General features: G+C 46.4%; 12 protein-coding genes and 1 pseudogene. 11 read left to right on the plus strand and 2 right to left on the minus strand.

The genetic code is table 11. The features are described from left to right. Nucleotides 1-2 precede the first annotated feature (2 nt). From AC04Q6_RS00985 to AC04Q6_RS01020, 8 genes are read left to right on the plus strand one after another with little or no spacing between them, the layout of a single operon-like run. Nucleotides 3-1,091: a cobalt-precorrin 5A hydrolase gene (locus tag AC04Q6_RS00985; protein WP_294421134.1), complete on the plus strand. Its 1,089-nt coding sequence runs from the start codon at nt 3-5 to the stop codon at nt 1,089-1,091. Continuing rightward, nucleotides 1,084-1,815, plus strand: a complete 732-nt coding sequence (cobJ, locus tag AC04Q6_RS00990) for a precorrin-3B C(17)-methyltransferase (protein WP_118071477.1) — start codon at nt 1,084-1,086, stop codon at nt 1,813-1,815. The genes AC04Q6_RS00985 and cobJ overlap by 8 nt, the downstream gene beginning before the upstream one ends. Next, nucleotides 1,808-3,784 carry a precorrin-6A reductase gene (cobK, locus tag AC04Q6_RS00995; protein ID WP_476389463.1) on the plus strand — a complete coding sequence of 659 codons (1,977 nt, stop codon included), beginning with the start codon at nt 1,808-1,810 and terminating at the stop codon, nt 3,782-3,784. The genes cobJ and cobK overlap by 8 nt, the downstream gene beginning before the upstream one ends. Next, on the plus strand, nt 3,781-5,184 hold the full coding sequence (locus AC04Q6_RS01000) for a cobyrinic acid a,c-diamide synthase CobB (protein WP_476389464.1): 1,404 nt from the start codon (nt 3,781-3,783) through the stop codon (nt 5,182-5,184). Before cobK ends, AC04Q6_RS01000 begins: the two co-directional genes overlap by 4 nt. Continuing rightward, nucleotides 5,171-6,145: an adenosylcobinamide-phosphate synthase CbiB gene (gene cbiB / locus AC04Q6_RS01005; protein ID WP_476389465.1), complete on the plus strand. Its 975-nt coding sequence runs from the start codon at nt 5,171-5,173 to the stop codon at nt 6,143-6,145. The genes AC04Q6_RS01000 and cbiB overlap by 14 nt, the downstream gene beginning before the upstream one ends. A 53-nt stretch (nt 6,146-6,198) precedes the next feature. Continuing rightward, nucleotides 6,199-7,251, plus strand: a complete 1,053-nt coding sequence (cobD, locus tag AC04Q6_RS01010; protein WP_021977725.1) for a threonine-phosphate decarboxylase CobD — start codon at nt 6,199-6,201, stop codon at nt 7,249-7,251. After that, nucleotides 7,236-8,762 (plus strand): cobyric acid synthase, encoded by a 1,527-nt coding sequence (locus AC04Q6_RS01015; protein ID WP_118064298.1) that lies wholly within the window; start codon nt 7,236-7,238, stop codon nt 8,760-8,762. Before cobD ends, AC04Q6_RS01015 begins: the two co-directional genes overlap by 16 nt. After that, nucleotides 8,759-9,400 (plus strand): precorrin-8X methylmutase, encoded by a 642-nt coding sequence (locus AC04Q6_RS01020; protein ID WP_118064295.1) that lies wholly within the window; start codon nt 8,759-8,761, stop codon nt 9,398-9,400. Before AC04Q6_RS01015 ends, AC04Q6_RS01020 begins: the two co-directional genes overlap by 4 nt. A 60-nt stretch (nt 9,401-9,460) precedes the next feature. Here the strand turns inward: AC04Q6_RS01020 and pdxR are convergent, their stop codons facing one another. Further along, nucleotides 9,461-10,813 (minus strand): MocR-like pyridoxine biosynthesis transcription factor PdxR, encoded by a 1,353-nt coding sequence (pdxR, locus tag AC04Q6_RS01025; protein WP_174087673.1) that lies wholly within the window; start codon nt 10,811-10,813, stop codon nt 9,461-9,463. Between the two features lie 92 nt (nt 10,814-10,905). Here pdxR and AC04Q6_RS01030 point away from each other — a divergent pair, with 92 nt between their 5' ends. Together AC04Q6_RS01030 and AC04Q6_RS01035 are read left to right on the plus strand one after the other, a co-directional pair. Then, nucleotides 10,906-11,772 carry a pyridoxamine kinase gene (locus AC04Q6_RS01030; RefSeq protein ID WP_021977729.1) on the plus strand — a complete coding sequence of 289 codons (867 nt, stop codon included), beginning with the start codon at nt 10,906-10,908 and terminating at the stop codon, nt 11,770-11,772. Between the two features lie 34 nt (nt 11,773-11,806). Further along, entirely contained in the window at nt 11,807-12,583 is a 777-nt protein-coding gene (locus AC04Q6_RS01035) for an inositol monophosphatase family protein (RefSeq protein WP_021977730.1), read from the plus strand. A gap of 45 nt (nt 12,584-12,628) precedes the next feature. Here the strand turns inward: AC04Q6_RS01035 and AC04Q6_RS01040 are convergent. Next, a pseudogene (locus tag AC04Q6_RS01040) lies at nt 12,629-14,546 on the minus strand (ABC-F family ATP-binding cassette domain-containing protein). Between the two features lie 214 nt (nt 14,547-14,760). On the opposite strand from AC04Q6_RS01040, the gene AC04Q6_RS01045 reads away from it, so the two are divergent. Continuing rightward, entirely contained in the window at nt 14,761-15,408 is a 648-nt protein-coding gene (locus AC04Q6_RS01045; protein ID WP_021977732.1) for a redox-sensing transcriptional repressor Rex, read from the plus strand.

Below are 15,408 nucleotides of genomic sequence, written 5' to 3' on the forward strand. Positions count from 1 at the left end.
ATATGAATATTTCCATCATTTGCTTCAGTATGACAGGGCTGGAGACAGGGGAAAAACTTCAGAAAGCACTGAAAACAGAAGGGGAGCAGGTCACTCTTGCAAAAAAAAGCCGTTATCTCCCGGATTCTGTTTCCATCTCCACTTCCCAGTGGGCCGGGGAACAGTTTCAGGCGGGAAAAGATGGCGTGATCTTTATCGGGGCCTGTGGAATTGCCGTTCGCAGCATTGCACCGTATATTGCCGGGAAAAAAACAGATCCTGCAGTTCTGGTAATTGATGAGTGCGGGCAGTTTGTGATTTCTCTTCTCTCCGGACATCTTGGGGGAGCCAATGAGCTGGCGGTCCGCTGTGCCGGATATCTTCACGCTACGCCGGTGGTGACTACGGCGACAGATCTTCACAGCCGTTTTGCAGTAGATGTTTTTGCAAAAAAGAACGGGTGTGCCATTTTCCATATGAAAGCGGCCAAGGAAGCATCTGCCGCACTGCTTGCAGGAGAGAAGATCGGTTTTTACAGTGAATTTCCATGGGAAGGCGATCTGCCGGACGGGCTGGTACTCTGTGGGAAAGACGGAATCCCATCAACGACAGGGACAGGGCAGAGGAATGCGTCAGCCGGGGAAGTGCCGGAAACAGGTATCGCGGTCACTCTGCACAGAAGCTGTCTGCCATTTACCAACACCGTACATGTAGTTCCCCCGGCAGCAGTTCTTGGCATGGGATGCCGGAAGGGAAAGGATGCTGCATCCATTCAGAGCGCGGCGATTGAATGTCTGCAGGAAGCAGATCTTTATAAGGAGGCCCTGCATTCCATAGCCAGCATTGACCTGAAAAAAGAGGAACCAGGGTTGCTTTCCCTGGCAGAATCCTGGCATCTTCTTTTTGAGACGTTCACGGAAGAAGAACTGAAGACAGTAAAAGGAGAGTTTACTCCGTCAAAATTTGTGAAAAAAATAACGGGAGTTGACAATGTCTGTGAGAGAAGCGCAGTGCTTGCATCCGGACAGGGAACCCTGATCAGAAAAAAAACAGGCCGGGACGGTGTGACTACCGCTCTTGCAGCCGGAAATCGGAGGATACATTTTGAGTAAGATTTATGTTGTAGGAATTGGACCGGGCGCATACGACCAGATGACTGGAAGAGCGATCCGTGCATTAAATGAAAGTGATGTGATCATCGGTTATACAGTATATGTGGATCTTGTAAAAGAATATTTTGCAGGAAAAGAATTTATGACCACACCCATGAAAAAAGAGGTAGACCGCTGTGTCCTTGCTTTTGAGGAAGCAAAAAAAGGAAAAACTGTTTCCATGATCTGCAGTGGGGATGCCGGTGTATATGGAATGGCAGGACTGATGTATGAAGTCGGAGAAAATTACCCGGACGTGGAGCTGACGATCATTCCAGGTGTGACAGCAGCCACGGGAGGAGCGGCAGTCCTGGGAGCACCGCTGATCCATGATTTCTGCCTGATCAGCCTGAGCGATCTTCTCACACCATGGGAAAAGATCGAGGCAAGACTTCTGGCAGCCGCACAGGCAGATTTTGTAGTGTGTCTCTATAATCCTTCCAGCAGAAAGCGTAAAGATTATCTTCAGAAAGCATGCGATCTGATGATGAAATACAAATCTCCGGATACTGTCTGCGGTACGGTTGCACAGATCGCCCGTGACGGAGAACATGCACAGGTAATGACCCTGAAAGAACTCCGGGATACAGAAGTAGATATGTTTACCACTGTTTTTGTGGGAAATTCCCAGACCAAAAATATCAATGGTAAAATGGTAACACCAAGAGGATATAAGAATGTATAAAGCCATTGTTTTTGCAGGCACGACAGAAGGTTATGCACTCTGTGAGTTTCTTGCGGAGAACAGGGTTTCTGTTTATGCATGTGCAGCTACGGAATATGGCGGATCTCTTCTACAGGAAAATGAATTTCTTCATGTCAGTGCCGGCAGGCTGAAAACAGAGGATATGGAGGAACTTTTCCGGAAGGAGAACCCGGAGATCGTTCTGGATGCCACCCATCCTTATGCTGCGGAAGTAACGAAAAATATCCGCACAGCCTGTGAGAGCGCAGGTGTTTTGTATCAGCGGATCCTTCGCCCTGAAGGAGAGAAGAACAGTGAAGCCATCTATGTGGAAAGCACAGAAGAAGCGGCAGCGTTTCTTTCCGGTACAGAAGGAAATATTTTTCTTACAACAGGAAGTAAGGAACTGGCGAAATTTACAGGAATTCCGGATTATAAAGAGCGTTTATTTGCCAGAGTCCTGTCCATTCCTTCTGTGATCCGCTCCTGTGCGGAACTTGGAATCGAAGGAAAACACCTCATAGGAATGCAGGGACCGTTTTCCGCTGAGATCAATGAAGCGATGCTGCGCCAGTTTCAGTGCAGTTATCTGGTGACAAAAGATACCGGTCTTGCGGGAGGATTTCCGGAGAAGATGGAGGCCTGCCAGCGTTGCGGGGTTACTCCTGTGATCATTGGAAGACCTCTGAAAGAAGAGGGGCTTTCCCTGCAGGATGCAAGAGTATTTCTTTCAAAAATGTTTGGATTTACGCTGTCTCAGAAGATTTCTCTTGTGGGAATCGGCATGGGAGCAGAGAAGACGCTGACGCTGGAGGGAAAAAAAGCGCTCAATGAGGCTGAACTTCTTATCGGGGCGAAACGTATGACCGAAGCAGTGCAGAAACCCGGTCAGATGGTTCTTCATGAATATCGGAGCGAAAAGATCGTGGAGTACATCAGGGAACATCCGAAGTACCGTACGGTGGCGATCGCCCTTTCCGGCGATGTGGGATTTTACAGTGGTGCGAAGAAGCTGATCGATCAGCTGGATGGCAATGTTGAGGTGATCTGCGGAATTTCTTCTGTGGTATATTTTATGTCGAAGATCGGTCTTTCCTGGGATGACGCGAAGATCGTCAGTGCTCATGGACGGAACTGTAATCTGATCTCCCTGATACGCCATAATCCAAAAGTATTTTCGATTCTCGGAACAGAAGACGGAGTGGCTGTACTGGCATCCAGGCTTGTATATTATGGAATGGGAGATGTGACGCTCTATGTGGGAGAAAATCTTTCCTACGAAAACGAGAAGATCTTTCACGATAAGGCGGCAAACCTTACAGAGTATCGTGGAGATGCTCTGGGTGTGGTGACTGCCTGCAATGAAAAGGCTACGCCAATGTCTGCAGTCCATGGAATCAGTGATGGAGAATTTCTTCGTGGAAAAGCGCCTATGACCAAGGAGGAAGTGCGTACCGTCTCTCTCTCCAAGCTTCGCCTGTCCGAAGATTCGGTGTGCTATGATGTGGGTGCGGGCACAGGTTCCGTGTCTGTAGAGATGGCTCTGCGTGCATGGATGGGCCAGGTTTATGCCATTGAGAAAAAAGAAGATGCCCTTGCTCTTTTGAAAGAAAATAAAAAGAAATTCGCGGTGGATAACCTTGTGATCATACCGGGAGTGGCGCCGGAAGCCATGACAGAACTTCCTGCTCCGACCCATGCGTTTATTGGCGGATCTTCCGGAAATATGCAGGATATCATAAACCTTCTTCTGGAAAAAAATCCGAAAGTAAGGATCGTGATCAACTGTATTACCCTGGAAACTGTGACAGAAGCCATGAATGCCATCCGTGATTTTGGACTGGAAGATGTGGATATTGTGCAGCTTGCGGCGGCAAGATCCAAATCCATAGGGCGCTATCATATGATGATGGGAGAGAATCCTATTTATATCATTTCCTGCAGTGGAAGAGGGGAGGAAATTCGGTGAAGATTCCAAGGATACTTCTCGCGGCAGGTGCCAGCGGAAGCGGAAAAACACTGATCACCTGCGGACTTCTTCAGGCACTGGTGAACCGGAAGTTAAAAACTGCATCTTTTAAATGCGGACCGGACTATATTGATCCGATGTTCCACAGCCGTGTGATCGGAACAAAATCCAGGAACCTGGATACTTTTTTTACAGATGGAGATCGTACGAGATATCTTCTTGCAAAGAATGCCGGAGATTGTGAGATTGCGGTAATGGAAGGCGTTATGGGATATTATGACGGTGTGGGAGGCACCACATCCAGAGCCAGTGCCTATGATCTGGCTTCTGTTACGGATACGCCGGTGATCCTGATCGTAAACAGTCGTGGGATGAGTGTGTCTCTGGCTGCCTATGTGAAAGGCTTTCTGGAATATAAAAACGACAGTCATATCCAGGGCGTGATCTTCAACCAGATGTCTCCAATGCTGTATCCCCGGATGAAAAAACTTCTGGAAGAGGAGCTTTCTGTAAAAGTGCTGGGATATGTCCCGAAAGTGGAGGACTGTGTGATCGAAAGCCGCCATCTGGGTCTTGTGCTTCCGGAAGAGATCCCGGAACTTAAAAACAGGCTGGGGAAACTTTCGGAAATACTGGAAAAAACACTGGATATTGACGGAATCCTGAAACTGGCAGGAAAAGCACCGGAACTATCTATACCGGAATTTTCGGATCTTATCCGGAAAGACAGTGCGTTTGGATATCGCTCGGCAGAAAAGGTGCGGATCGGTGTGGCGGACGATGAGGCGTTTTGTTTCTTTTATGCAGATAATTTAAGTCTGCTGGAACAGATGGGAGCAGAACTGGTACATTTTTCCCCGATCCATGATACAGAGCTTCCCGGGGATCTGGACGGGCTTCTTCTCTGTGGCGGTTATCCGGAGCTGAATGGAAAAACCCTGGAGGAAAACCAGGAGATGTGCAGCTCGATACGGAAGGCCGTGGAAGGTGGAATGCCCTGTCTGGCGGAATGCGGCGGTTTTATGTATCTTCATCAGGAAATGGAAGATATGGAGGGAAATTTCCGCAAAGTCTGCGGCGTGATCCCGGGAAGATCTTTCCGTACACCGAAACTGACCAGATTTGGATATATTACTCTTACGGAAAAAAAGGATTCCGGCCTTGGTGAGATCCCGGCTCATGAATTCCATTATTTTGACTCCACAGATTGCGGAACCGATTTTCATGCATCCAAACCGGCATCCACAAGAGGCTGGGACTGTATGCATTATGAGGGACGGCTGATGGCAGGATTTCCCCATCTTTATTATTATGGAAATCCGAAAGTTCCCGTACATTTCCTTAAAAATGCGCTGGAATATAAAAAAGAACGGAGGCAGAAAAAAGATGCTGAAATATAGTCTTTTGGCACTGATCCTTGGATTTGTGCTGGATCTTCTTATCGGGGATCCCAGATGGCTGTACCATCCTGTCTGTGTTATCGGAAATCTGATCACGGTACTGGAGAAAGCCATTCGGAAGATTTTTCCGAAAAGTCATGGAGGAGAGCTGGCAGGAGGCTTTGTGACCGTAGTTCTTATCTGTCTGTTCAGTGGTGGTGTGCCATTTCTGGTCCTTTATTATCTTTATCGTTTTCTGCCGGTGGCCGGTTTTGTGCTGGAGGTATTCTGGTGCTATCAGCTGCTTGCCACCCGTTCTCTGAAAGATGAAAGCATGAAAGTTTATGACAGCCTGAAAAACGGGACACTGGATGAGGCGCGTTATGCGGTTTCCATGATCGTTGGCCGTGATACCAAAGAGCTTACGGAAACCGGTGTGACAAAAGCAGCAGTGGAAACAGTTGCGGAAAATGCTTCGGATGGTGTTATCGCGCCCATGTTTTATATGGCCATTGGTGGTGTGCCGCTGATGTTTCTGTACAAAGGCATCAATACCATGGATTCCATGCTGGGGTACAAAAATGATAAATACCTGTATTTTGGCCGTGTTGCAGCCAAACTGGATGATGTGGCAAATTATATCCCTGCCAGGCTCTCCGGCTGGCTGATGGTAGCAGGAACTGTTTTTACAGGGATGGATACGAAGAATGCGGCAAAGATCTACAGAAGAGACCGGAGAAACCATGCAAGTCCCAACTCTGCACAGACTGAGGCTGCCATGGCGGGCGCTCTGGATGTACAGCTTGCTGGAAATGCATATTATTTTGGAAAATTATATGAAAAACCTACGATTGGAGATCCGATCCGTCCGGTGGAGCCGGAAGATATCAGGAGAGCCAACCGTCTGATGTATGCGGCATCTGTGCTGGGCGTGATCGTTTTTGCGGCGATCAGTGCAGGAATCCGTTTGATGTTTCTTTAACAGACTGTGAAAAAGCAGAGAAGACAATTACAGAACAGACAGGAGAATGACCAATGACAAAACACATACATGGGGGAGACGTATATAAATATAAAGACTGCCTGGATTTTTCAGCAAACTTAAATCCGCTTGGGACACCGGAACGTGTGAAACAGGCCATTATCCGCAGTCTGGATCATATTGCACAGTATCCTCAGGTGGGGTGCAGCCTTCTCCGGGAAAAAATCGCAGAGTATGAAGGTGTAAAAGAAGAAGAAATTGTCTGCGGAAACGGGGCGGCAGAGGTGATCTTTACGCTCTGCCGTGCGGTAAATCCCAAAAGGGCACTGATCCCTGCGCCTACATTTGCAGAGTACGGACAGGCACTGGCAAGTATGGGGTGTGAGCTGGAATATTATATGCTCACAGAAAATGACGGATTTGTACTGGGTGATTCGTATCTGGATATCCTCCATAAAGGTCTGGATATAGCTTTTTTATGCAATCCCAACAATCCTACCGGCATGCTGATCCCACACAGGCTTCTGAAAAAAATCCTGGAAAAATGCAGAAAGCTTGAGATCCTTCTGGTTGTGGATGAGTGTTTTCTTGATTTTGTAAAAGAGCCGCAGGAGTATTCTCTGAAACGTTCACTTTCCGGATTTAACAATCTTTTTATCCTGAAGGCATTTACAAAACGGTATGCTATGGCCGGTGTACGTCTTGGATATGGCCTCTGTTCCAACAGAAAACTTCTGGAAAAAATGGAACTGTGCGTTCAGCCCTGGAACGTTTCCACCATGGCACAGGCAGCAGGAATCCAGGCACTTGAAGAGACGGAGTATGTGGAAAAGGGACGGCAGCTTGTTTTTCAGGAAGCACAGTGGCTGAAAGAGGAGATGACCCGTATCGGATATCAGGTATTTCCGTCAGAGGCCAATTATATTTTCTTTAAAGGCCCGGAAGAATTGTTTGATTTCTGTTTGCGGAAGAGAATACTGATCCGTGACTGCAGCAATTATCCTGGTCTGAAAAAAGGTTATTACCGGGTTGCGGTGAAGCGTCATGAGGAGAATATAAGACTGATCGAAGTACTTGAGGGAGGTATATTATGGCAAAAGCAATAATGGTACAGGGAACCATGTCCAATGCAGGAAAAAGCCTGCTTGCTGCAGGGCTTTGCAGGATCTTTAAACAGGATGGTTATCGCGTGGCTCCTTTTAAATCACAGAATATGGCGCTGAATTCATTTATCACAGAGGATGGTCTGGAGATGGGAAGGGCTCAGGTCATGCAGGCGGAAGCAGCCGGGATCAAACCTTCGGTTCTTATGAACCCCATCCTTTTGAAGCCTACCAATGATGTTGGTTCCCAGGTGATCGTAAACGGGGAAGTTCTGGGGACCATGAGTGCCAGAGATTATTTTAAATATAAGAAAACACTGGTTCCGGATGTTATGAAAGCCTACAATGCCCTTGCCGAAGAAAATGACATTATTGTGATCGAGGGTGCAGGAAGCCCGGCAGAGATCAATCTTAAAGATGAAGATATCGTAAATATGGGAATGGCAAAAATGGCCAAGGCACCGGTCCTCCTTGTTGGTGATATTGACAGGGGAGGCGTTTTTGCACAGCTGATCGGTACAGTGGAACTTCTGGAAGAAGACGAAAAGGCGATGGTTAAGGGACTGATCATCAACAAGTTCCGTGGAGATAAGACCATTCTGGACCCGGGTGTGGAAATGCTGGAAGAGAGAAGCAGGATCCCGGTGGTCGGTGTGGCTCCTTATCTGGATATCCAGGTAGAAGATGAAGACAGCCTGACGGAGCGTTTTGACCGGAAGCAGGAAGCCGGAGTTATTGATATTGCGGTGATCCGTACACCAAGGATCTCCAATTTTACAGATTTTAATCCTTTTGAAAGTATTCCGGGAGTTTCCCTGCGTTATGTGAAGCACCCGAGAGATCTCCATTCGCCGGATATGATCATTCTTCCGGGAACGAAGAATACCATGGGTGATCTGATCTGGATGCGGGAGAGCGGAATGGAGGCGGCAGTCTTAAAGGAAGCTTCCAGAGGCAAGCTGATCTTTGGCGTCTGTGGCGGCTATCAGATGCTTGGGGAGACATTAAGTGATCCTCATGGTGTTGAAAACGGAGGTTCCATGAAGGGAATGGGCCTGCTCCCAATGGAGACGGTATTTGCCGAAAAGAAGACAAGGACAAGAGTACAGGGACATTTTGGAGAGCTTTCCGGAGTGTTCGCACCGCTTTCCGGTACAGAGGTTGAGGGTTATGAGATCCATATGGGAGAGAGTATCCTGAAAGAAAATGCCGGAACTGTCACCAGGATCACAGACAGTGTCAGCGGCGAAAAGAAAGAAGAAGGTGCTTTTTCCGGAAATGTCTGTGGAACGTATATCCATGGCATTTTTGATAAGGAAGCATCAGCAGAAGCCATGATCCGTGTTATCGGTGAAAAAAAAGGAATTGATGTGGAGAATATGACAGGGGTGGATTTTGCGGCATTTAAAGAGCAACAGTATGATATCCTGGCAGCTGAGCTTCGGAAGCATCTGGATATGAAAAAAATATATGAGATACTGGAAAACGGGATTACGGAGGATGAACAGAAATGAAAGTTGAGCTTGAAAATGTAAAACCCATGGAGATCGAAAAAAGAAGTTTTGAGATCATTACAGAAGAACTTGGGGATACACCGCTGATCCCGGGAACAGAACTGATCGTAAAACGCTGTATCCACACGAGTGCGGATTTTGACTATGCAGAAAATCTCTGCTTTTCGGATGGTGCCGTGGAAAAAGCAATGGAAGCGATCAGAAATGGTGCGTGCATTGTCACAGATACCCAGATGGCAAAAGCGGGTATTAATAAGCGGGCGCTTGCACGTTACGGTGGAGAAGCGTACTGTTTTATGTCAGATGAGGATGTGGCTGCTCTTGCGAAAAAAAACGGGACTACAAGAGCCACTGCCTGTATGGATAAAGCAGCAGAAATGGATGAGAAGCTGATCTTTGCCATTGGAAACGCGCCTACTGCACTGGTCCGCCTTTATGAGCTGATCGAGGAAGGAAAAATTTCTCCGGAGCTTATCATTGGTGTTCCGGTCGGATTTGTGAATGTAGTGCAGTCGAAGGAACTGATCATGCACGCAGATGTGCCTTATATTGTTGCAAAAGGACGCAAAGGCGGAAGTAATATAGCCGCATGTATTGTAAATGCACTGCTTTATATGATCGATAATCGAAGAGATTAAAGAATAAAGAAAGAGCCTTCGTGGTCTGTTTTTTCAGAAACAGCAGCGAAGGCCCTTTTTTTATGAAAGGATGTCCGAAGAAGCAGAAAAGCTGCAGCAGTTGTCTGAAATATTTTTCAACAGCTGACATGCAGGCAGAAAATCTTTTACGGGAATGGAAGAACAGGAAAGAACCAGGGTAATGTCACTGGAAGTTTCTTTCAGGATTTCCAGACGCATACCCTCTGCACGAGCTGCCTCTTTCAGTGTTTTACCGTTGACAGTGCAGGGAATTGTAAGAGCCAGACTGGTTCCGGCGGCCCCTGTTTTGATCTGGCAGTCTGTTCCGAAGACTTCCCGTACCGCACAGGAAAGAGATTTCAGCTTCTGGGCGTACAGACGGCGAAGCTTTCTTGTCTGGGAAACCAGATGTCCGTCACGGATAAACTGACACAGAGCAATCTGTTCTGCCTTGGAAGCGGTTTGATTATAAAAGGAAGCTTTTGGGGCATACAGTTCCCGGAGGGATGAAGGCAGTACCATAAAGCTTACGCGGATCGAAGGCAGCAGAAGTCTGGAAAAGGAACCAATATAAACAACATTTTCCCCGCCTGCAAGTCCAAAGAGAGAAGGAGTAGGTTTCTGCAGGTAAACAAATTCGTTTTCAAAATCATCTTCAATGATAAGGTGGTTGTTTGCTTCCGCATGATGGATCAGTTCCAGACGCCGTTTCACCGGCATGATCTCTCCCCACTTGGTCATGTGGGCAGGGGAAACATAGATCACATCGCAGTTTTTGTCCCGGTAATGGACATCAAATCCGTAATCTTCAAAAATTGTACTGCCCTGGATAAATGACGGGGTAGGGAATGAAACGGTTTTTCTCTCCCGGATCAGAGGGCAGAGGATCTGGAGAAGGCTCTGAAGTCCGGCACCTACCACGATATCGTCAGGGGAACAGATCACATTTCGCCGTTCCCGGATATAATCTGAAAGAACCTCCCGGAGATCTTTTTCCCCCTGGGGTTCTCCGTAGGAAAGCATACGGTTATCCTGACGGAGAGCACTTTTGATATAGCGCTGCCACAGATCAAAACGGAAACTCTCCCGGTCAACACCGGAAGAAGCAAAATCATAAAGGCAGGGAACCATGTTTTCGGAATGCTTTTCCAGGATGACAGGATGCTGTTTGGTGGCAATGTCTGTGACGTAATAACCACTCTGTGCCCTGGCAATGATATAACCGTCTGCCGCAAGCTGAAGATATGCATTTTCTATAGTGGTACGGCTTAATTTCAGTTCCTGGGCGCATTTACGGAGTGATGGCATTTTGCTGCCCGGAAGAAGACGTTCTTCCATGATCAGTTTCCGGTAATAATGATAAACCTCCAGGTAGAGATGTTCTTTTTTGTGTTCTGTGGATATATTTAACATAGGTATGATAATTTCCTTCCAAAAATGATTGCGTAAACCTGACAATTCATTCTATAATAATACAGAAAAAAACTCAAGACTGGAGAAGTGAGATGAAGAAAATAGCAGTGATCAATGATCTTTCCGGGCTGGGAAAGTGCTCGCTGACAGCGGCAATTCCCGTGATCTCGGTGATGGGAGTGCAGGCATGTCCGTTTCCCACCGCTGTTTTAAGTAATCAGACAGGCTATGAAACCTATTTCTGTGAAGATTTTACAGAACATATGGCTCCATATATGGAAGAATGGAAAAAACGAGGATTTGTTCCGGACGGAATTTACACGGGATTTCTCTCGGATGAGAAACAGGCCGATAAGATCCTGAAATTTATTGATACATTTGCAGGAGAGGATACGCTGATCCTGACAGATCCGGTAATGGGAGATGACGGAGCAGTTTATCCCATCTATACAGAAGAACTTTGCAGCAGATTTCGGGAACTGGCCAGACGTTCCTATGTGATCACCCCAAATCTGACAGAAGCATTGCTCCTTCTTTATGGGAAAAATAAGATGGAAGAAATCTGGAAGGAATTTCAGAGTTTTTCCGGTGAGGAACGGCTGGCACAGATCAGGGAAACCGGATACAGACTTGCAAAGAGATTTTCTCTTCCTGCGGTCGTGATCACCGGAGTGGATCACCGGGAAGAGGACGAGCCACTGAAAATGGGAAATCTTGTTCTGGAAAAAGAAAAGTGCTCCTGGGTATTCGCCGGGAAAACAGGTGGCAGTTATTCCGGTACCGGAGATCTTTTTGCCTCTGTACTCAGTGCGGGGCTGGTGAAGGGATATCCTATGGAAAACTGTGTAAACATGGCAGTGGATTTTATCTCTGCTTCTATCCGGGACGCAGTGGAAGAGGGAACAGACCGTAATGATGGTGTATGTTTCGAACAGCAGCTTGGCAGACTGATCCGTTAGATCAGAAATGGCTTATGGTGAAGGAGGAAATAGAATGATTTCTGCAGAAGAACAGAAAAAAGTGGCAGATCTTGTAAAACAGACAAAAGATCTTATCCTGAAAGAGATGGATGAGGAAGAAGTGATGATAAAAGGTGCTGCCAATTATGTGACAAATGTAGATCTGGCTGTACAGAACTTTCTGAAAGAAGAACTTGGAAAGGTTTTTCCGGAAATTTCCCTGATCGCGGAAGAGAAAGAGAATCTGGGGCTTTCAAAGGAGGAAACCTACTGGATCCTTGATCCTATTGACGGAACCACCAATCTGATCCGTGATTTTCATATGAGTGCTGTGGCACTGGGACTTTATGAAAAAGGCGAGATCGTTTTTGGAATTGTTTACAATCCTTTTACTGATGAAATGTTCCAGGCGGCAAAAGGGGAAGGTGCTTATCTTAATGGCAGAAAGATCCAGGTATCGGATACTCCGGATTTTGGTGATGCGGTTATTTCCTATGGTTCCACTCCTTATAAAAAAGAGGAAGCCAGAAATCTGTTTCCCATTTTTTACAGCATTTTTATGAAATGCGGGGATTTCCGACGTACCGGTTCTGCAGAACTTGACATGTGTTATGTTGCCTGCGGAAGAGAGCATGGATATATTGAACGTGACCTGAAACCCTGGGATTATTCCGCGGGAACAGTTATCCTCCGTGAAGCCGGCGGTGTAGTAAAGAATTGGAAAGGTGAAGAACCATCTTATCTTAAAAATGAAGACATTCTTGCCTGTGTGCCTCAGTTTGAAGAGAATCTTCTGAAGGAACTGTTATAAACGGACAGATGTAGCGCCGGATCAACCGGCAAAAAGAGCTGACCATCAGGCCAGCTCTTCCCATTTTTCATAAAGTTCTTCCAGTTCTTCGGCGATAGCTGCTTTTTCACGGCTCAGTTTGGTACATTCCGCAACGTTAGTACAGACATCCGGGAGAACCATGGTTTCATCAATTTCGCTGTCTCTTGTTTCCAGTTCTTCAATGCGGGCTTCTACTTTTTTCAGTTCGGCTTCCCGCTTTCTTTTTTTGGCCTGTTCTTCTTTCATCTGTTGCCAGGAAAGCTTGTTTTCGGAAACGGCCTTTTCTTCTGATGGCGCTTCCAAAGAGTCACTTCCCGGAGCGTAAGCACTGGTCAGCTCTTCTTTTTTCTCCAGATAATAGTCATAATCACCGATGTAATTTACTACGGCCTGGTTGGTAAGCTCCATGATCCGGGTTGCGGTCTGGTTGATAAAGTAACGGTCGTGAGAGACATAAAGGACGGTACCGGTGTAGCTTACCAGCGCTTCCTCGAGGATTTCCTTGGAAGCAATGTCCAGATGGTTGGTAGGCTCATCCAGGATCAGGAAATTGGCTTCGGAAAGCATCAGCTTGGCAAGAGAAACACGACCTCTTTCTCCACCGGAAAGTGCGGAGATTTCTTTAAATACATCATCCCCGGTAAAGAGGAATGCTGCAAGCATATTTCGGATCTCCGTTTCGGTAAGAGTCGGATACGTGTCGGAAATTTCCTGAAAAATAGTTTTATCCATATGAAGAACATGATGTTCCTGGTCATAATATCCGATCTGAACTTTGGAACCCAGGGAAAACTTGCCGGCATCTGCCTCGATAAGTCCGTTGATGATCTTCAGCATCGTTGTTTTTCCGGTTCCATTATTGCCGATAAGAGCTACACGTTCCCCTCTCTTGATATCAAAAGAAATATCAGAAAAACAGGGTCTGCCCCGGGAAGGATTTGGAAAGTTCCTCCACATGGAGTACATCATTTCCGCTTAATACACGGGGTTCCAGGGAAATACGCATACGGTCCTGGATTTCCAGAGGTTTTTCGATACGCTGTACACGGTCCAGCATCTTCTCGCGGCTTTCTGCACGCTTGATGGATTTTTCGCGGTTAAAAGATTTCAGTTTGGCAATGACTGCTTCCTGATGTTTGATATCTCTCTGCTGGTTTAAGTACGCCTTGTACTGGGCATCGCGCAGCTGCGCCTTCTTAAGGGCATAGGCGGAGTAGTTGCCGCTGTAGACACGTGTCTGTCCGGCTTCGATCTCCACAACTTTGGTGACGACTTTATCCAGAAAATAACGGTCATGGGAAACGATGAAAACAGCTCCCGGATAATTCAGAAGATAAGTTTCCAGCCAGGAGATGCTTTCCATATCCAGGTGGTTGGTAGGCTCATCCAGAAGAAGGATATCCGGCTTGGAGAGAAGCATCTTTCCAAGTGCCACACGGGTTTTCTGGCCTCCGGAAAGTTTCTCGATCTGTTTGTCGTAATCTTCTTCCGTGAAACCAAGACCCTTCAGGACACCGGTGAGCTCACTTTTGTAAGCATAGCCGTTTTCCAGTTCAAACTGATGGGTGAGGCGGGTATATGTCTCCATCAGGCGGTTCAGGTCATCGCCTTTTACGGTATTCATTTCCTGCTCCATATTACGGATACGGCGTTCCATATCGATAATATGCTGTTTGGTGGTAAGAAGCTCTTCGTAGATAGTATGGTGTCCGTGGATATCCTGGTACTGGGCAAGATAGCCGATATTTTTGTCCCGGGCAAGTACTACCGTGCCGGAATCCGCGGAAATCTCCTGCATGATGATACGAAGAAGAGTAGTCTTTCCAGCACCGTTACATCCGATAAGAGCTGCCTTTTCCCGGTCTTCAATATGAAAAGATGCATCATTTAAAATTACTTTTTCGCCAAAAGCTTTGCATATATTCTGACATGATAAAATCATAAAAACTGTCCTCCTGTATAAAGAATTATCCCTGAATAGTAAATAAACAGGGAAAATCCTCCACTTATTATAACGGAAACCGCCAGGAATTCAAAGAAAAAATCAATTTTTAAAAAAAATATGAAGAAATTTGTACATAACTTACAAGTTTGATTGACAGGAAAATGTCAATTCGGTATAATTAACCTAGTGTAAAGTAAGGAGGGAAACTATCGTGGAGACAAAACAAATCTCGAAAGCGGTGATTAAGCGTCTGCCACGCTATTACCGCTACTTAGGAGAGCTGATGGAAGACAATGTAGAGCGTATTTCTTCCAATGAATTAAGTAAGAAGATGCATACCACAGCTTCTCAGATCCGTCAGGATCTTAATAATTTCGGCGGTTTCGGGCAGCAGGGGTATGGCTATAATGTACATTATCTTTATACAGAGATCGGTAAGATCCTGGGACTGGATATCGCCCACCCAATGATCATCCTGGGTGCCGGTAATCTTGGACAGGCACTTGCCAATTATGTGGATTTTGAGAAAAGGGGATTTAAGCTGGTAGGAATCTTTGACGTAAATCCTGTGCTGGAAGGCATTGCGGTTCGCGGACTTGAGATCCAGATGCTCAGCGAACTTCCATTCTTCCTGAGAGAAAATAACGTAGAGATCGCAATTCTCACTCTTCCGAAGAATAAGGCCAAGGAAATGGCAGATATTCTGGTGGAGAACGGGATCAAGGCAATCTGGAATTTTGCACATCTTGATCTTGAGACACCGGATGATGTGATTGTAGAGAACGTGCATCTTTCTGAGAGCCTGATGACACTGTCTTATAATCTGAGCAAATACAGGCAGGAACATGTAGAGAAATAA

The organism is Blautia sp. HA9023 (assembly GCF_056504095.1).